The 17,674-nt window shown below is 71.0% G+C and carries 13 protein-coding genes; 9 read left to right on the top strand and 4 right to left on the bottom strand.

The genetic code is table 11. The features are described 5' to 3' along the window. Positions 1–135 precede the first annotated feature (135 nt). Entirely contained in the window at positions 136–534 is a 399-nt protein-coding gene (locus ACZ6KY_RS00905) for a DUF3040 domain-containing protein (RefSeq protein WP_469308160.1), read from the top strand. A gap of 256 nt (positions 535–790) precedes the next feature. On the opposite strand, the gene ACZ6KY_RS00910 is transcribed toward ACZ6KY_RS00905, so the two are convergent. The 4 genes from ACZ6KY_RS00910 to ACZ6KY_RS00925 all read right to left on the bottom strand — a co-directional run bounded on the left by ACZ6KY_RS00910 (position 791) and on the right by ACZ6KY_RS00925 (position 6,394). Next, positions 791–3,190 carry a transglutaminase TgpA family protein gene (locus ACZ6KY_RS00910; protein ID WP_469308161.1) on the bottom strand — a complete coding sequence of 800 codons (2,400 nt, stop codon included), beginning with the start codon at positions 3,188–3,190 and terminating at the stop codon, positions 791–793. Continuing rightward, positions 3,187–4,548 (bottom strand): DUF58 domain-containing protein, encoded by a 1,362-nt coding sequence (locus ACZ6KY_RS00915; RefSeq protein WP_469308162.1) that lies wholly within the window; start codon positions 4,546–4,548, stop codon positions 3,187–3,189. The genes ACZ6KY_RS00910 and ACZ6KY_RS00915 overlap by 4 nt, the downstream gene beginning before the upstream one ends. After that, entirely contained in the window at positions 4,548–5,582 is a 1,035-nt protein-coding gene (locus ACZ6KY_RS00920; RefSeq protein WP_355850420.1) for an AAA family ATPase, read from the bottom strand. The genes ACZ6KY_RS00915 and ACZ6KY_RS00920 overlap by 1 nt, the downstream gene beginning before the upstream one ends. 263 nt (positions 5,583–5,845) lie before the next feature. After that, positions 5,846–6,394, bottom strand: a complete 549-nt coding sequence (locus tag ACZ6KY_RS00925) for a beta-class carbonic anhydrase (protein WP_469308163.1) — start codon at positions 6,392–6,394, stop codon at positions 5,846–5,848. 426 nt (positions 6,395–6,820) lie between these two features. Here ACZ6KY_RS00925 and rsmH point away from each other — a divergent pair, with 426 nt between their 5' ends. The 8 genes from rsmH (at position 6,821) to ftsW (ending at position 17,673) form a co-directional block, all read left to right on the top strand. Beyond that, positions 6,821–7,828: a 16S rRNA (cytosine(1402)-N(4))-methyltransferase RsmH gene (gene rsmH / locus ACZ6KY_RS00930; protein WP_469308164.1), complete on the top strand. Its 1,008-nt coding sequence runs from the start codon at positions 6,821–6,823 to the stop codon at positions 7,826–7,828. A gap of 248 nt (positions 7,829–8,076) precedes the next feature. Beyond that, a complete protein-coding gene (gene ftsL / locus ACZ6KY_RS00935) occupies positions 8,077–8,649 on the top strand; it encodes a cell division protein FtsL (RefSeq protein ID WP_469308165.1) in 573 nt (190 codons plus the stop codon). Positions 8,650–8,654: 5 nt separating this feature from the next. Continuing rightward, on the top strand, positions 8,655–10,607 hold the full coding sequence (locus ACZ6KY_RS00940) for a peptidoglycan D,D-transpeptidase FtsI family protein (RefSeq protein ID WP_469308488.1): 1,953 nt from the start codon (positions 8,655–8,657) through the stop codon (positions 10,605–10,607). A 204-nt stretch (positions 10,608–10,811) separates the two neighbouring features. After that, the gene (locus ACZ6KY_RS00945; protein ID WP_469308489.1) at positions 10,812–12,332 is read left to right on the top strand and encodes a UDP-N-acetylmuramoyl-L-alanyl-D-glutamate--2,6-diaminopimelate ligase; all 1,521 of its coding nucleotides are present in this window, start codon (positions 10,812–10,814) and stop codon (positions 12,330–12,332) included. Between the two features lie 4 nt (positions 12,333–12,336). Further along, on the top strand, positions 12,337–13,758 hold the full coding sequence (locus ACZ6KY_RS00950; protein WP_469308166.1) for a UDP-N-acetylmuramoyl-tripeptide--D-alanyl-D-alanine ligase: 1,422 nt from the start codon (positions 12,337–12,339) through the stop codon (positions 13,756–13,758). Next, on the top strand, positions 13,755–14,828 hold the full coding sequence (mraY, locus tag ACZ6KY_RS00955; RefSeq protein WP_469308167.1) for a phospho-N-acetylmuramoyl-pentapeptide-transferase: 1,074 nt from the start codon (positions 13,755–13,757) through the stop codon (positions 14,826–14,828). Before ACZ6KY_RS00950 ends, mraY begins: the two co-directional genes overlap by 4 nt. Continuing rightward, a complete protein-coding gene (gene murD, locus ACZ6KY_RS00960) occupies positions 14,810–16,237 on the top strand; it encodes a UDP-N-acetylmuramoyl-L-alanine--D-glutamate ligase (RefSeq protein WP_469308168.1) in 1,428 nt (475 codons plus the stop codon). Before mraY ends, murD begins: the two co-directional genes overlap by 19 nt. Before the next feature lie 68 nt (positions 16,238–16,305). After that, entirely contained in the window at positions 16,306–17,673 is a 1,368-nt protein-coding gene (ftsW, locus tag ACZ6KY_RS00965; RefSeq protein ID WP_469308169.1) for a putative lipid II flippase FtsW, read from the top strand. The last annotated feature ends 1 nt before the right edge of the window (position 17,674 follow it).

Consider the following 17,674-nt stretch of genomic DNA (forward strand, 5'->3'; position numbering starts at 1 on the left):
CAGCGCATCGGGGTCGCCATGACGGGTTCCGGTTGGCGAATTGGCGTAGAGGGGCGGGTTTCACGGGGGCGATTCCCTGCCTATCCTGAAGGGGACCCCCGGTCGCCCCGGCGACTGCACGATGAGGAGGACTCCGTGCCGCTCTCGGAGCACGAGCAGCGAATGCTCGAGCAGATGGAGCGAGCGCTGTACGCCGAAGATCCCAAGTTCGCGACAGCGCTTGAGGGAAGCGGGCTGCGTACGTACACCCGGCGACGGGTTTACCAGGCGGTCGCGGGCTTCCTGGTGGGTATCGCGCTCCTCATGGCTGGAATGGTCGCAGTTCAGATCTGGCTGAGCGTTGTGGGCTTCCTCGTCATGCTGGGCTGTGCGGTGCTCGCCGTCACCGGTTGGCGCAAAGCTCCCAAGCCGGGTGAACAGCCGGCCGCGTCGGGCTCGCCCGCCGCTCGCCGTCAGGCCCGACAACGTCGTTCCGTGATGGACCGAATCGAACAGCGCTGGCAGCGTCGTCGCGACGAACAGGGCGGTAACTGAGCCTCCGGCGTCGCAGCCGCAGACATACGCGTGAGGGGGCGTCCACCCGGATTCGGGTGGACGCCCCCTCACGCGTATGTGCGGTCGGACAGCCGCCGCGGGCCCCGCTGCGGGCCGGAGTGAGGCAGCGCTGGCGCCCCTCGGCGCGCGGCGGCCGGGGCCCCCAGCACCTCACCCGGCCCGCGGCAGCTCGGCTCTCGCCAGGCCGCGGGCCGTAGGCCGCTCAGGCCTGGCGAGGGCTTGGGCCCGGTGTCCGTCAGCTGTTCTGGCCCGACGGGCGGTGGAACAGGGACTGCCGGCGGGCCGACAGGCGGGTTCTCAGGGCTGTCAGGAAGGTCGAGGCCGCCCAGATCACCCGGATGGCCGAACGGGGAGCGAGGAGAGCACGCAGCCGGGCGGGACGGCTCGCGGAGATCCGGAAGGCCTGCTCGACACGGCGCGCGTCGTTCGCGAGGCCCGCCTCCGGCCGGGGACGCGGAGCGTAGAGAACCTGCTCCACGGCCGCTGCCAGCCGGTGCACCGAGACCGTGGCCTCCGGATCCAACTGCCCGAGCGCGACGATCCGCTCGGCGGTCTTCCTCGGCGTCTGTGACTCCTCCGGCGCGATCCCGTAGTCCCACGCCGAATCGGTCACCTCCAGCCAGGCCCCCAGCGTGTACGCCGCCACGTCCGCCTCGGTACGGCCGTGACCGCCGAGCCGCACGGCCCGTACGCGCAGCCGCCACAGCATGGGCAGCAGCAGCACGCCCAGGACCAGGAGCCCGGCCAGCGTCAGCCCGAGGATGTTGAACCAGGGCCAGTCGTCGTCCTGGGCACCGACCGCCACCGCCGAGGACTGGCCCGGGCAGGCCGCCAGCCTCCGCAGCTGAGCCGAGCAGCTCTCGCTGGCCGACGGCGCGGTGGAGGGCGCCGCGGACGTCGAGAACGTCGGCTTCGGCGCGGCCGGCACGTCGTTGCCCGGCGTGTTCGTCTGCGTGTACGACGGCACCGTGCCCCGGCTCGGGGTCGGCTCGAAGCGGGTCCAGCCCACGCCCTCGAAGTACAGCTCGGGCCACGCGTGCGCGTCCCGCAGACCCACCGACATCGAACCGTCGGCCTGCGGAGTCCCGGGCGTGAAGCCCACCGCCACGCGGGCCGGAATGCCGAGCGTCCGCGCCATCGAGGCCATCGCGAAGGAGAAGTGGACGCAGAAGCCTTCCTTGTCCCTCAGGAAGTTCGCGATCGCCGTCGAGCCGCTGCCGGCCTGCACCTGGGTGTTGTACCGGAAGTTGCCGCTGACGGCGAAGTAGTCCTGGAGCTTGACCGCCTGCTCGTAGTGGTTGGCGGAGCCGGCGGTGACCTTGCGGGCCGTGGCCGCCACCACCGCGGGCAACGACTCCGGAACCTTGGTGTACTCGCGCTTCATCGCGGGCGAGGGCTCCGGGGCGCTCGCCAGCTGCTGCGCCGTCGGCTCCACCATCAGGCTCGTGACCTGGTACTGCACACCGCGCGTGTTCTGGCCGTGGTCCCCGACGAGGGTGCGCCCCACGGGTTCGTAGCGCCAGCTGCCGTTGATTCTCACCTTGCTGGCCGGATACGGCATCGGCAGCCAGTCCTGCGCGTACCAGTCGGCCGCCGCGATACTGGTCTGGATCGTCGCCCGCTTGACCTGGCCGGAGAGACCGACCGGCGCGGGGAACGTCTTCGGCACGTCCACGATGTGGCGCTGGGCCGGCCTCCACGCCGTACCGTCGAAATCGTCCAGCGAGACGATCCGCAGATACAGGTCCTGCGTCTGCGACGTGTTGGTGCGGTACGTCATGACCGTGCGGTCCTCGTCCACGTTCAGACTGTCGCGGAGCGAGACCAGCGGGTTCACCGCGGAGATCGTGCCGCCGTCCCCGGTGCCGTTGCCGATACCCCGTCCCGCGCCGTCCAGCAGGCCGCCGCCGAGCGAGGGCAGGACGAGCGGCACGAACAGGGCGATGACCAGCGTGACCGCGCCGATCCGCCACCCGGTGCGGACGGGCGCCACGACGCCGCCCGCGAGCTCCGGGCCGGCCGCGCGGGCCGCTCCGCCGGAGCCGCCGAAGACGCGGCCCCACTGCGAGAGCCGGTCCCGGCCCTCGGCCAGCAGCAGCATCAGATAGCCGGCGGCCGCGAGCAGGAACCACAGCCAGGCCGCGCCGCCGCCGGAGAGGCCCGCGGCGACCGAGTACAGGGCGAGCAGCGGAAGGCCGGCGGGCGCGGCGCTGCGGTAGGTCACCGAGAGCGCGTCCACCGCGAGCCCGATCACCAGGACACCGCCGACCACCATCAGCCGGATCCCGTCCGACAGCGGGGCCGGAATCGAGTATCTGCCCACGTCGTCGGCGCCCGCCTGGAGCAGCTCCGAGAAGTGCTGGAAGGCTTCGGGGCCGGGGACGATCCCGGCGACGGCCTGTTGCCGGGCGAAGACCAGCGTCAGCAGCATCAGCGTCACCAGCGCCTGCGCCGCCACGGTCAGCGGCCGGGCCAGCGGAACCCGCCGGGTCAGCGCGCCAACTCCGGTCTGCACGGCCAGCAGGAACCACGCCTGGAAGATCCATGTCGCCGGGCTCACCAGCGGCAACAGCGCGCAGGACGTCATCATCGTGGCCGCCGCCGCGCACAGCGCCAGTCGGGCTCGCCCGCTCATACGCCACCACCCCCCGCGGTAGTCCCCGTCGACGCCATGTGCGTGCGCTGACGGTCCGCCTCGCGCCACAGCTCGGCGAGCGACGTCCCCCGCGGCACCATCACGGCGGTCCAGCCGGCCTCGCGCAGCATGCGCAGCCGGTCCACGCTCCTGTCCAACGGGCCGGGAACCTCGGTCGGTTCCCGCACCCAGGACTCACTGTCCAGCAGAAACGCGACGGCCCCGCCGCTGCGCTGGCGCATCTTGCCGAGCACTGTCGCCTGCTCCTCGTCGAGATCGCCGAGGAAGGCGATCAGCAGTCCTTCGTTGCCACCGCGCAGCACGTCGTACGCCCGGGACAGGCCCGCGCCGTCCGAGTGGTCGATGACGGCGAGCGTGTCCATCATCATCCCGGCGGCGTCCGCCGACTCCTGGCTGGCGCCCGCGAACCCGTCGGCGCCCTCGCCGGGCACCGATGTGCCGGTGTCCGTCAGAAGGCGGACGGAGAAGCCCCGTTCGAGCATGTGCACCAGCGTCGACGCCGTGCCCGAGACGGCCCACTCGAAGGCCGAGTCGGGGCCCGCGCCCTGGAAGGCGATGCCCCGGGTGTCGAGCAGCACGGTGCAGCGGGAGCGCTGGGGCTGCTCCTCGCGGCGGACCATCAGCTCGCCGTAACGGGCGGTCAGCCGCCAGTGCACGCGGCGCAGATCGTCGCCGTAGCGGTACCCGCGCGGAATGATGTCGTCCTCGCCGGCCAGGGCCAGTGAGCGCTGCCGCCCGTCGCCGTACCCCTTCGCCTCGCCGGTCAGCCGCACCGGCGGCAGCGCCTCCACGCGCGGGATGACCGTCAAAGTGTCGTACGTGGAGAAGGCGCGGGTCAGCTCGCACATGCCGAACGGGTCGGTCAGCCGCAGCTGGAGCGGGCCCAGCGGGTAGCGGCCGCGCAGGTCCGAGCGGACCCGGTAGGACACCTCGCGGCGGCCGCCCGCCTCCACCCGGTCCAGCACGAAGCGGGGGCGCGGACCGAGGACGTACGGCACCTTGTCCTGGAGCATCAGCAGGCCGGTGGGCAGCCGCGAGATGTTGTCCATGCGCAGATGGACACGGGCCTCGGAGCCGGCGGGCACGCGCCCGGGGGAGAGCCTGCGGCTGCCCGCGACCCGGTAGCGGGTGCGGTACAGCACGGTCGCGCAGAGCAGCGGCAGGGCCGCGAGGAGCAGGCCGACCCGGAGCAGGTCGCCCTGCCCCAGGACGTACGAGCAGATCGCGGCGGCCACACCGGCGGCCAGGAACGAGCGACCGCGTGTGGTGAGCCCGGCGAGCGCGGTGCGCAGCCCGCCCTTGTCCTCGGCGGTGTGCCCCGTGCTCGCCTGCGTCATCACAGCCTCCGGGGCGGCTGCTGACCGAACGTGGGCGCGCCCCGGCCCATCGAGAGGCCGGACTGCTGGGGAGCGGCGGGCACCGGCGTGCGCTGGAGGATCTCCTGGACGACCTGCTCGGCCGTGCGGCGGTTCAACTGTGCCTGGGCCGTGGGCAGCAGGCGGTGGGCCAGGACCGCGACGGCGAGCGCCTGCACATCGTCCGGCAGCGCGAATTCCCGGCCGCTGAGAGCGGCGGACGCCTTCGCCGCGCGCAGCAGGTGCAGCGTGGCACGCGGCGAGGCGCCGAGTCTGAGGTCGGGGTGGGTGCGCGTGGCCGCCACCAGGTCCACCGCGTAGCGGCGCACCGGGTCGGCGACGTGGACCGTGCGGACCGCGTCGATCAGTTTCACGATGTCGTGCGCGTGGGCGACCGGCTGGAGGTCGTCGAGCGGGCTCACCCCGCCGTGGATGTCCAGCATCTGCAGTTCGGCTTCCGCGCTGGGGTAGCCGATGGAGACACGCGCCATGAAACGGTCGCGCTGGGCCTCGGGCAGCGGGTAGGTGCCCTCCATCTCGACGGGGTTCTGGGTGGCCACCACCATGAACGGGCTGGGCAGTTCGTAGGTCTGCCCGTCGATGGTGACCTGCCGCTCCTCCATCGACTCCAGGAGCGCGGACTGCGTCTTGGGCGAGGCGCGGTTGATCTCGTCGCCGATCACGATCTGCGCGAAGATCGCGCCCGGCTTGAACTCGAAGTCCCGGCGCTGCTGGTCCCAGATGGACACACCCGTGATGTCCGAGGGCAGCAGGTCGGGCGTGAACTGAATGCGCCGCACCGAACAGTCGATGGACCGTGCCAGCGCCTTGGCGAGCATGGTCTTGCCGACGCCCGGGACATCCTCGATCAGAAGATGCCCCTCGGCGAGCAGCACGGTCAGCGAAAGCCGTACGACCTCAGGCTTGCCTTCGATCACTCCTTCCACCGAACTGCGGACACGCTCCGCAGTGGCGGTCAGATCTGTAAGGCTCGCTCGATCGTCATAGGTCGTCACCCGGCCCTCCTCGGCCCGTTCGGGCCGACGCCCTGTGCGGACCGGCCCACCCCGAAACACGGACACCACGCGCGAAAGGTTCCGCGTGACGCCACACCCGCATTCTTGTTGCCGTTACCGGTTCGTGTCACTCGCCTGTGGACAAGTGGCCGCGATATGTCAGTTCTTACGGCTCTTTGGGCACCGGACGGCCGGGGTTTTTTGTGAGGAGAGGGTCCCACGAGCTGCGGAGGGCCGGCGACCGGGGGGTCGGACGGCGCCGGTCAGGAGGGGTCTATCTCCCGCAGCAGGCCGGTCGTGACGTCGAAGACGAAGCCGCGCACGTCGTCGGTGTGCACCAGGAACGGGGAGGTGCGCACGCGCTGCATCGACTGCCGTACGTCCTGCTCTACGTCCCGGAAGGCCTCGACCGCCCACGCGGGGCGCTGGCCGACCTCCATCTCCAGGTCGTGCCGGAAGTCCTCGGTGAGGGACTCCAGGCCGCAGCCGGTGTGGTGGATGAGGACCACGCTGCGGGTGCCGAGCGCCCGCTGGCTGATGGTGAGGGAGCGGATCACGTCGTCGGTGACCACACCGCCGGCGTTGCGGATGGTGTGGCAGTCACCCAGTTCCAGGCCGAGCGCGGAGTGCAGGTCGAGCCGGGCGTCCATGCACGCGACCACCGCGACATGCAGCACGGGGCGGGCGTCCATACCCGGGTCGGTGAACGCGGCGGCGTATTTCTCGTTCGCGTCCACAAGACGGTCCGTGACGGTGCGCTCTGCGGCTATGGCGCCTTCGGGCTCGGTGGGAACAGATGCGGAAGTCGTCATACCCATGACGGTACTGGTCAGGTATGGAGCGGTCCTGCTGTGAGAGGGGACAAAGAATGTCATCGCGGCTTGTTGTGAGGTAATCCACACGGGCGGTGACGACGTGCCCGTTCGGGTGATTCTTCCGGATCCGCGGCTTCGGTCCGAGCGCCGTCCGCGACGCGCATGCCGGTTGATTGACCGCGAGACACCGTGGACTAAAGTGACGCGAAGCGGGAGGCGAGGCTCTCCCCGATGGACTGTTTTCCCTGGAGACCCGGCGACTTTCCGGAGTTTCCCCGCGTGCGCGGCGCGTACGTACGGCTCGGCCTCCTCCCGCTCCCGGTCGGCTGACGCCACTCATCCGGCGCCAGCAGACCTCCCCTTCCCGAGCGGGTGGGGACCCGGCGGTGCGTATGGCCCGCGCCGGACCTGAGAGGGCCCGGAATGAAAGGGCGCGAAGCGCTTACCGACGAGGGCGACAGCGGGCGACCGGAGGGACAGAGCCGACACGTCCCGGTCATGCTCCAGCGGTGCCTGGACATGCTGGCCCCGGCCCTCGCCGAGCCGGGAGCCGTGGTCGTCGACTGCACGCTCGGGCTCGGCGGTCACAGCGAGGCACTCCTCACCCGGTTCCCCGAAGTGCGGCTCGTGGCCCTGGACCGTGACAAGGAGGCGCTGCGCCTCTCCGGAGAGCGGCTCGCCTCCTACGGTGACCGCGCCTCCCTGGTGCACGCCGTCTACGACGAACTCCCCGAGGTGCTCGACCGCCTGGACATCCCGCGCGTGCAGGGCGTCCTGTTCGACCTGGGTGTCTCCTCCATGCAACTCGACGAGGCGGACCGGGGGTTCGCGTACGCGCAGGACGCCCCGCTCGACATGCGTATGGACCAGACGACCGGCATGAGCGCGGCCGAGGTGCTCAACACCTACCCGCCGGGCGAACTGGTGCGGATCCTGCGGGCGTACGGCGAGGAGAAGCAGGCCAAGCGGATCGTCTCCGCGGTCGTGCGCGAGCGCGACAAGGAGCCCTTCACCAACAGCGCGCGGCTCGTCGAGCTGATCCGTGACGCACTGCCCCAGGCGGCCAAGCGCACCGGGGGCAATCCCGCGAAGCGCACCTTCCAGGCGCTGCGCATCGAGGTCAACGGCGAACTGAGTGTCCTGGAGAGGGCGATTCCCGCGGCCGTGAAGGCGCTCGCCGTCGGCGGCCGCATCGCCGTGCTGTCGTACCACTCGCTGGAGGACCGGCTGGTCAAGCAGGTGTTCGCGGCGGGCGCCGCCAACACCGCGCCGCCCGGACTGCCGGTCGTCCCCGAGCGCTACCAGCCCCGGCTCAAGCTCCTCACCCGTGGTGCCGAACTTCCCACCGAGGAAGAGGTCGCCGAGAACCGGCGAGCGGCTCCCGCCCGGCTGCGGGGGGCACAGCGCATCCGCGAGGAAGCCGCCGAGTGAGGCGCGGGGAGAAGGAGGGGTCGTGAGCCGGAAACCCGAACTCGCGGAAGGCCGCGGGCCCGCTTTCCGGACCCGCCGGACGGCGGGGGCCGGGAATCCGGACTCCCGCCGCCTTCGTGAGTCCGGGAACCGAACCCGCGACCGCTTCGTGAGTACGGGAATCAGGACCCGCGACGGCTTCGTGAGTACGGGAACCGAACCCATGGAGCCGTCGTGAAGCCGGCACACCAGACCCACAGGGAGGGCGCGTGAGCGGCAAACCCGAACTCAGGGGGCGGGCCGCCCGGCTCGCGCGGCTCCTTCCGGCCGGGGCCGGGCAGGCCGCCCGCACCCCCTTCGTGCTCCTGGTCGTCCTCCTGCTCGGCGGCGGTCTCATCGGGCTCCTCGTGCTCAACTCGGCGCTCAGCGAAGGGGCGTTCCGCCTCGACGACCTCCAGAAGGAGACCAAGAGCCTGACCGACGAGGAACAGGCCCTCCAGCGGGACGTGGACGCCTACTCCGCCCCCGACGCCCTCCAGCGCCGCGCCCGCGAACTCGGCATGGTCCCCGGCGGCGACCCGGCCTTCCTCAACCCGAACGGCACGGTCAAGGGCGTCCCCGGAGCCGCCGGCCAGGAGTCCGCCGCGCGGGCCCCGGTGATCCCCCCGCCCGAGGTCCTCGCACCCGTCCCGGCCCGCACCCCGGGTCCGGCCGCGGGCCAGGCGCGGAGCGCGGCACCGACTCCCTCCTCGGCGTCCGCCCCGCGGCAGCCGTCCCCGGGCGCGCTCACCAGCCGGGCCCCCGCCCCGTCCACACAGCCCTCCACAACCCTCGGCAGGTGACGGAAGTGTCCGACAGGGAACCGCCGCGCCGCCGCGTACCCGGCCCCGCCAGGCCCGTACGGCCCGGCGGCCGGAGCCGTCCGCGGCCCGCCGCCCGCCCCCTACGCCGCCCGGCCGCGAACCGCTCCGACGGCCCGCGCGTCATCCGGCTCGGCAGCCCCCGCCCCCGCCTGCGCATGGTCAGCCTCGCGCTGACGCTGGTGATGATCGCGTTCGTCGTACGGCTGCTCCAGGTACAGGCAGTGGACGCGAGCACCTACGCCGCGAAGGCCGAGCAGAACCGGTACGTCGGGCGCACACTGGCCGCCGAGCGCGGCGGGATCACCGACCGCGACGGCGTCGAGCTGGCCACGAGCGTGGACGCGTACGACATCACCGCGGACCCGACGATGTTCACGCGCGCGGCCACCAAGCTCGGGGACGCTCCCGAACAGGCCGCGGCGCTCCTCGGCCCGATCATCGGCCAGGACGTGGACACCGTCGCCAGGAAGCTGCGGACGAGGAACACCCGCTACACGCTCCTCGCGCACCGCCGCACCCCCCAGGTCTGGCAGCAGATCAAGGACCTGAAGAGCACGCTCGGCACCAAGGCGGAGACCGACAAGAACACGGTCAACGTCCTCGCGGGCGTCCTCGCCGTGCCGGCCAGCAGGCGCGTGTACCCGAACGGCGATCTCGCCGCCGGGATACTGGGCTGGGTCAACGCCGACGGCAAGGGCGGCGGCGGCATCGAGCAGCAGCTGAACAAGGAGCTCACCGGCAAGGACGGCAAGATCCGCTACGCCCAGTCCGGGGGCCGCCAGGTGCCGACCGTGGGCTCCACCGAGACACCGGCCGTGGCCGGCTCCGACGTCGAGCTGACCATCGACCGGGACATCCAGTGGGCCGCGCAGGACGCCATCACCGAGCAGGTGAAGCAGTCCAGGGCGGACCGCGGCTACGTGATAGTGCAGGACACCAGGACCGGCCAGATCCTCGCCATGGCCAACTCGCCGGGCTTCGACCCCAACGACCTCACCCAGGCCAACGCGGCCGCCATGGGCAACGCGGCCCTCCAGGACGCCTACGAGCCCGGTTCCACCGCCAAGCTGATGTCGATGGCCGCCGTCCTCCAGGAGAACGTGGCCACCCCCGGGACCCATGTCGTCGTGCCCAACCGGCTGCACCGCGGCGACCGGCTCTTCCAGGACGACGTCGACCACGCCACCTGGAACCTCACGCTCAACGGGGTGCTGGCCAAGTCCAGCAACATCGGCACCATCCTGGCGACCGGCCAGCTCGGCAGGACCCAGAAACAGGCCGATCAGGTCCTCTACTCGTATCTGCGCAAGTTCGGCATCGGCAGCCACACCGGGCTCGGCTTCCCCGGCGAGACGGCGGGCATCCTCGCGCCCGCCGACAAGTGGTCGACCTCGCAGCAGTACACGATCCCTTTCGGCCAGGGCGTGTCGATCAACGCGATGCAGGCGGCCTCCGTCTACTCGACGATCGCCAACGGCGGCGTCCGTGTCGAGCCGACCCTGGTGCGCGGCGCGAAGGGACCCGACGGCCGTTTCACACCCGCCGCCGCGCCCAGGAAGACCCGGGTCGTGAGCGAGAAGACGGCGAAGGCCCTCGCCCAGATGCTGGAGTCCGTGGTGGACGACGAACAGGGCACGGGTACCAAGGCGCGCATCCCCGGGTACCGGGTCGCGGGCAAGACGGGTACGGCCAACCGCGTGGATCCGGCCACCGGCAAGTACCACGGCTACACCTCGTCGTTCGCCGGATTCGCCCCCGCGGACAAGCCGCGGATCACCGTCTACTGCGCGATCCAGAACGCCACGAAGGGCAGCTACTACGGCGGCCAGATCTGCGGACCCGTGTTCAAGCAGGTGATGGAGTTCGCGCTGAAGACCCTTCAGGTCCCGCCCACCGGCGCCCACGCGGCCCGGCTGCCCGTCTCGTTCACGCCGTGACCGCCCGTGACCGCACGCCAAGATCAGCACCCACGCACAACGGACCAGGAACCACTCGTGACAACGATCACCCCGGACCCCGGGAACGACTCCTCCCGGCACACCCCGTCCGCGCCCTCGCTTCGCCCCGGCGGGGGTGAGCCCGGTACGCTCACCGCCGTGCCACAAGCTGATCAGTCCCAAACCACCCAGAAGGGCGTTCCTGTGACATATCCGGGGCCGCCGCGTCCGGTTCACGTCTCCGCCACCCACCTCGTGGAGCTGGCAGATCAGCTGGGCGCCGAGAAGCCGGGAAGCGACGTCGGGGTCACGGGCATCACCCATGACTCCCGCGCGGTGCGACCCGGTGACGTGTACGCCGCGCTGCCCGGCGCGCGTCTGCACGGCGCCGACTTCGTGACCCAGGCGGCCGGCCTCGGCGCCGTCGCCGTCCTCACCGACCCGACCGGCGCCGGGCGCGCCGCGGCCACCGGTCTGCCGGTCCTCGTCGTCGACGACCCGCGCGGATCGATGGGCGAGCTGGCGGCCACCATCTACGGCCACCCGGGGCGCGATCTGCTCCAGATCGGCATCACGGGCACCTCCGGCAAGACCACGACGGCCTACCTCGTCGAGGGCGGTCTGAAGACGGTCCGCTCCACCGGCCTGATCGGCACGGTCGAGATGCGCATCGGCGACGAGCGCATCAAGTCGGAACGCACCACGCCCGAGGCCACCGACCTCCAGGCCCTGTTCGCCGTCATGCGCGAGCGCGGGGTCGACTCGGTCGCGATGGAGGTCTCCAGCCACGCGCTGGTCCTCGGCCGGGTCGACGGCTGCGTCTTCGACGTCGCCGTCTTCAACAACCTCAGCCCGGAACACATGGAGTTCCACACCGGCATGGAGGACTACTTCCAGGCCAAGGCGCAGCTCTTCACGGCCAGACGCAGCCGGCTCGGCGTCGTGAACCTCGACGACGAGTACGGCCGCCGGCTCGCCGGGGAGGCCACCGTCCCGGTCGTCACCTTCTCCGCCGAGGGCTACCCGGACGCCGACTGGCGCGCCGAGAACGTCGAAGTCGGTCCGATGGACTCGACGTTCACCGCGGTCGGCCCCAAGGGTGAGCGGATCACCGCCCGCTCGCCGCTCGCGGGCCCCTTCAACGTGGCGAACGCACTCGCCGCGATCGTCGCCCTCGCGGCCGCCGGACTCGACCCGCAGACCGCCGCGGACGGCGTCGCCGCCGTCCCGGGGGTCCCGGGCCGGCTGGAGCGCGTGGACGCGGGCCAGCCGTACCTCGCCGTCGTCGACTACGCCCACAAGACGGACGCCGTCGAATCCGTCCTGCGCGCCCTGCGCAAGGTGACCGAGGGCAGCCTGCACGTGGTGCTCGGCTGCGGCGGCGACCGTGACAAGACCAAGCGGAAGCCGATGGGCGCGGCCGTGGCCCGGCTCGCCGACACCGCCGTCCTGACGTCCGACAACCCCCGCTCCGAGGACCCGCTGGCGATCCTCGCCACCATGCTCGCGGGAGCCGCCGAGGTGCCGGCGCACGAGCGCGGCGAGGTCCAGGTCTTCGAGGACCGGGCCGCCGCCATCGCCGCGGCCGTCGCGCGCGCAAAGCCGGGCGACACCGTACTGGTCGCGGGCAAGGGCCACGAGCAGGGCCAGGACATCGCCGGGGTGGTGCGTCCCTTCGACGACCGCCAAGTGCTTCGCGAAGCTATCCAGCAGACCCAGGGATGAACTTGTGATCGCCCTCTCTCTCGCCGAGATCGCAGCAGTCGTCGGCGGGCAGACGTACGACATACCGGATCCGGCGGTACAGGTCACCGGACCGGTCGTCAGGGACTCCCGTGAAGTGGAGTCCGGCAGTCTCTTCGTCGCCTTCGTCGGCGAACGGGTCGACGGCCACGACTACGCCGAGGCGGTGATCCGAGCCGGCGCGGCCGCCGTCCTGGCGTCCCGCCCCGTCGGCGTGCCCGCCATCGTCGTCGACGACGTGCAGACGGCTCTCGGCGCCCTCGCCCGCCATGTCGTCGAACGGCTCGGCGCGACCCTCGTGGCCCTCACCGGCTCCGCGGGCAAGACCAGCACCAAGGACCTGATCGCCCAGGTACTGCGGAGCAAGGCGCCGACCGTCTTCACGCCCGGTTCCCTCAACAACGAGATCGGACTGCCGCTCACCGCGCTCAGCGCCACCGAGGAGACGAAGTTCCTCGTGCTGGAGATGGGCGCCCGCGGCGTCGGCCACATCCGCTATCTCACCGGTCTCACCCCGCCGAAGATCGGTCTCGTCCTCAACGTCGGCACCGCCCACATCGGCGAGTTCGGTGGCCGCGAGCAGATCGCGCAAGCAAAGGGCGAGCTCGTCGAGAGCCTCCCCGAGGACGGCGCCGCGGTCCTCAACGCCGACGACCCCCTCGTACGCGCCATGGCGTCGCGCACGAAGGCGCGCGTGATCCTCTTCGGAGAGTCCGACGAAGCGGACGTACGGGCCGAGAACGTCCGGCTCACGGAGAGTGGACAGCCTTCCTTCAGCCTTCGCACACCCTCCGGGTGCAGTGATGTGACCATGCGCCTGTACGGTGAGCACCACGTGTCGAACGCGCTCGCCGCGGCCGCCGTCGCCCATGAGCTGGGCATGTCCGCAAACGAGATCGCCCGCGCGCTCTCCGAGGCGGGCTCCCTCTCCCGCTGGCGGATGGAGGTCACCGAGCGTCCGGACGGCGTGACGGTCGTCAACGACGCCTACAACGCGAACCCCGAGTCCATGCGAGCCGCCCTGCGCGCGCTCGCGGCGATGGGCACAGCCCGTCGGGCACAAGGGGGTCGTACGTGGGCGGTGCTCGGTCAGATGGCCGAGCTCGGGGACGAGGCGCTCGCCGAGCACGACGCGGTCGGACGGCTTGCCGTCCGGCTCAATGTCGGCAAGCTCGTCGCGGTCGGGGGCAGGGAAGCGTCCTGGCTGCAACTGGGCGCATATAACGAGGGTTCGTGGGGTGAGGAGTCGGTGCACGTGTCCGACGCACAGGCGGCTGTCGACCTGTTGCGCAGTGAGCTGCGCCCAGGGGACGTCGTGCTCGTGAAGGCGTCCAGGTCCGTCGGGCTGGAACGGGTGGCGCTCGCGCTGCTCGCCGACGGTACCGAGGGTGAGGTTTCCGCCCGATGATGAAGCAGATCCTGTTCGCGGGAGTCATTGGCCTGTTCCTGACCCTGGTCGGCACTCCGCTGCTGATCAAGCTGCTGGCCCGCAAGGGCTACGGCCAGTACATCCGCGACGACGGCCCGCGTGAGCACGCAAGCAAGCGCGGTACGCCGACCATGGGTGGCATCGCCTTCATCCTCGCGACGATCATCGCGTACTTCATGTCGAAGCTGATCACGGGCTACGCGCCGACCTTCTCGGGCCTGCTGGTGCTCGGCCTGATGGCGGGCATGGGGCTGGTCGGCTTCCTGGACGACTACATCAAGATCATCAAGCGGCGTTCGCTGGGTCTGCGGGCCAAGGCGAAGATGGCCGGACAGCTGATCGTGGGCATCAGCTTCGCGGTGCTGGCGCTGATGTTCGCCGACAACCGCGGCAACACCCCGGCCTCCACGAAGCTCTCCTTCGTCCAGGACTTCGGCTGGTCCATCGGCCCGGTGCTCTTCGTGGTCTGGGCGCTGTTCATGATCCTCGCCATGTCGAACGGCGTGAACCTGACGGACGGTCTGGACGGCCTCGCCACCGGCGCCGCCACGATGGTCTTCGGTGCCTACACCTTCATCGGCGTCTGGCAGTTCCAGGAGTCCTGCGCCAACGCGCAGACCCTGACCAACCCGGCCGCCTGCTACGAAGTACGAGATCCACTCGACCTCGCGGTCGTGGCCTCCGCCCTCATGGGCGCCTGCTTCGGCTTCCTGTGGTGGAACACCTCGCCCGCCAAGATCTTCATGGGTGACACCGGTTCGCTGGCCCTCGGCGGCGCGCTCGCCGGTCTCGCGATCTGCTCCCGCACGGAGATCCTGGTCGCCCTGCTCGGCGGCCTCTTCGTCCTCATCACCATGTCGGTGGTCATCCAGGTCGGCTCCTTCAAGCTGACCGGGAAGCGTGTCTTCCGAATGGCCCCACTCCAGCACCACTTCGAACTAAAGGGGTGGTCCGAAGTCCTTGTCGTCGTGCGCTTCTGGATCATCCAGGGCATGTGCGTCATCGTCGGACTCGGCCTCTTCTACGCAGGATGGGCAGCCAAGAAGTGACCAACTGGCAGGGCAAGAACGTCACCGTCGCCGGCCTCGGCGTCTCGGGCATCCCGGCCGCCAAGGTCCTGCACGGCCTCGGCGCGCTCGTCACCGTCGTCAACGACGGCGACGACGAAAGGGCCCGGGCGCAGGCCGCGGAACTGGAGGCGCTCGGCGTCACCGTGCGCCTCGGTGACGGCGCTACCCTGCCCGAGGGCACCGAGCTCATCGTGACCGCGCCCGGCTGGCAGCCGGACAAACCGCTGTTCGCCGCGGCCGCCGCGGCGGGCGTCCCGGTCTGGGGCGACGTCGAACTCGCCTGGCGGCTGCGGGAACTGGACGGCAGGAAGGCCGCTCCCTGGCTCGCGGTCACCGGCACCAACGGCAAGACCACGACCGTCCAGATGCTCGCCTCCATCCTGAAGGCGGCGGGTCTGCGCACCGCGGCTGTCGGCAACATCGGCGTCTCCCTCCTCGACGCCGTCCTCGGCGACGAGGAGTACGACGTCCTCGCGGTCGAACTCTCCAGCTACCAGCTCCACTGGGCGCCCTCGCTGCGCGCCCACTCCGCGGCCGTACTGAACCTCGCGCCCGACCATCTCGACTGGCACGGCTCCATGGAGGCGTACGCCGCCGACAAGGGCCGTGTCTACGAGGGCAATCGGGTCGCCTGCGTCTACAACGTGGCCGACAAGGCCACCGAGGACCTGGTGCGCGCGGCGGACGTGGAGGAGGGCTGCCGGGCTGTCGGCTTCACCCTCGGCGCTCCCGGGCCGTCCCAACTCGGCGTCGTGGACGGCATCCTGGTCGACCGCGCCTTCGTCGAGAACCGGCAGAAGAACGCCCAGGAGCTGGCGGAGGTCTCCGACGTCCGTCCGCCCGCCCCGCACAACATCGCCAACGCCCTTGCCGCGGCTGCCCTCGCGCGCGCCTTCGGGGTGCCTCCCCGGGCCGTACGGGACGGACTGCGGGACTTCACCCCGGACGCCCACCGCATCGCGCACGTCGCCGATGTGGACCAGGTCGCCTACGTCGACGACTCCAAGGCCACCAACACGCATGCCGCGGAAGCCTCCTTGGCGGCCTACGAGTCGATCGTGTGGATCGCCGGCGGACTCGCCAAGGGCGCGGCCTTCGACGAACTGGTCGCCCGGTCGGCGAAGCGGCTGAGGGGCGTCGTCCTGATCGGCGCGGACCGCGCGCTGATCCGCGAAGCCCTGGCGCGACACGCGCCGGAGGTACCCGTCGTCGACCTCGGCCGGACCGACACTGGGGCGATGCTCGCGGCTGTTCAGGAGGCCAGGAGGCTCGCCGAGCCCGGGGACACGGTACTGCTGGCCCCGGCCTGCGCGTCCATGGACATGTTCGCCAACTACAACAAGCGCGGTGACGCGTTCGCGGAGGCGGTCCGCGAGCTCGGCGCCTGACCCGGCCGCCTAGCCGGGCGAACCTGGGAGGGACGGACGCGTGACATCGTTGTGGCCCGGAGACGCCGATGCCCACTAGCCGTACCGGCCGGCCTCCCGTGCAGCGGGCCGGCCGGCGGCCCGCCGTCGCCGGGGTGCCGCCGCGCGACAACCCCGTACGCCGACTCCTCACGCGCGCCCGCAAGGCCTGGGACCGGCCGCTGACCGCGTACTACCTGATCCTCGGCGGCAGCCTGCTGATCACCGTGCTGGGGCTCGTGATGGTCTACTCGGCCTCGCAGATCACGGCGCTCCAGTTGTCGTTGCCCGGGTCGTTCTTCTTCCGTAAGCAGTTCCTGGCCGCCCTGATCGGCGGTGTCCTGATGTTCGCCGCCTCCCGGATGCCGGTGAAACTGCACCGGGCGCTGGCCTATCCGATCCTGGCGGGCGCCGTCTTCATGATGGCCCTGGTGCAGGTGCCCGGGATAGGGATCTCGGTCAACGGCAACCAGAACTGGATCTCGCTGGGCGGCTCGTTCCAGATCCAGCCCAGTGAGTTCGGCAAGCTCGCGCTCGTGCTCTGGGGCGCCGATCTGCTCGCCCGCAAACAGGACAAGCGGCTGCTGACCCAGTGGAAGCACATGCTGGTGCCGCTCGTGCCCGCCGCCTTCATGCTGCTCGGACTGATCATGCTCGGCGGCGACATGGGCACGGCGATCATCCTCACGGCCATCCTGTTCGGCCTGCTGTGGCTGGCCGGAGCGCCCACGCGGCTGTTCGTCGGCGTGCTCTCCGTCGCGCTCGCCATCGGCTTCGTCCTCATCAAGACGAGCCCCAACCGCATGTCCCGGCTGGCGTGCATCGGCGCCACCGAACCGGGCCCGCACGACACCTGCTGGCAGGCGGTGCACGGCATCTACGCCCTCGCCTCCGGCGGGCTGTTCGGCTCCGGCCTCGGCGCCAGTGTGGAGAAATGGGGCCAACTGCCCGAAGCGCACACCGACTTCATCTTCGCCATCACTGGGGAGGAACTGGGCCTCGCGGGGACGCTGTCGGTGCTCGCCCTCTTCGCGGCTCTAGGCTATGCGGGTATCCGCGTGGCCGGACGCACGGAGGACCCCTTCGTGAGGTATGCCGCGGGAGGCGTGACCACCTGGATCACGGCCCAGGCCGTGATCAACATCGGTGCGGTGCTCGGTCTGCTGCCGATCGCCGGTGTCCCGCTCCCGCTGTTCTCCTACGGGGGTTCCGCCCTGCTGCCGGCCATGTTCGCCATCGGGTTGCTGATCGCCTTCGCGCGTGACGACCCCGCTGCGCGGGCGGCTCTCGCGATGCGGCAACCCCGCTTTGGCAGAAAGCGGGGTGCGGTGAGAGAGTCCGCAAGGGCCGCGGGGCCCCGGAGATGGAACACGATGCGACGGCGTGCCTCTGCGGCGCGTTCGTCCGGAGAGCGGTGAA

This window comes from Streptomyces sp. NPDC042002 (genome assembly GCF_055588305.1).

Excerpts from the sequence above, each read along its gene's own strand:
- ACZ6KY_RS00910 (WP_469308161.1), bottom strand. The coding sequence starts at position 3,190 with ATGAGCGGGCGAGCCCGACTGGCGCTGTGCGCGGCGGCGGCCACGATG.
- mraY (WP_469308167.1), top strand. The coding sequence starts at position 13,755 with ATGATGAAGCAGATCCTGTTCGCGGGAGTCATTGGCCTGTTCCTGACC.
- ACZ6KY_RS00925 (WP_469308163.1), bottom strand. The coding sequence starts at position 6,394 with ATGACGACTTCCGCATCTGTTCCCACCGAGCCCGAAGGCGCCATAGCC.
- ftsW (WP_469308169.1), top strand. The coding sequence starts at position 16,306 with ATGCCCACTAGCCGTACCGGCCGGCCTCCCGTGCAGCGGGCCGGCCGG.
- rsmH (WP_469308164.1), top strand. The coding sequence starts at position 6,821 with ATGAAAGGGCGCGAAGCGCTTACCGACGAGGGCGACAGCGGGCGACCG.
- ACZ6KY_RS00915 (WP_469308162.1), bottom strand. The coding sequence starts at position 4,548 with ATGACGCAGGCGAGCACGGGGCACACCGCCGAGGACAAGGGCGGGCTG.
- murD (WP_469308168.1), top strand. The coding sequence starts at position 14,810 with ATGGGCAGCCAAGAAGTGACCAACTGGCAGGGCAAGAACGTCACCGTC.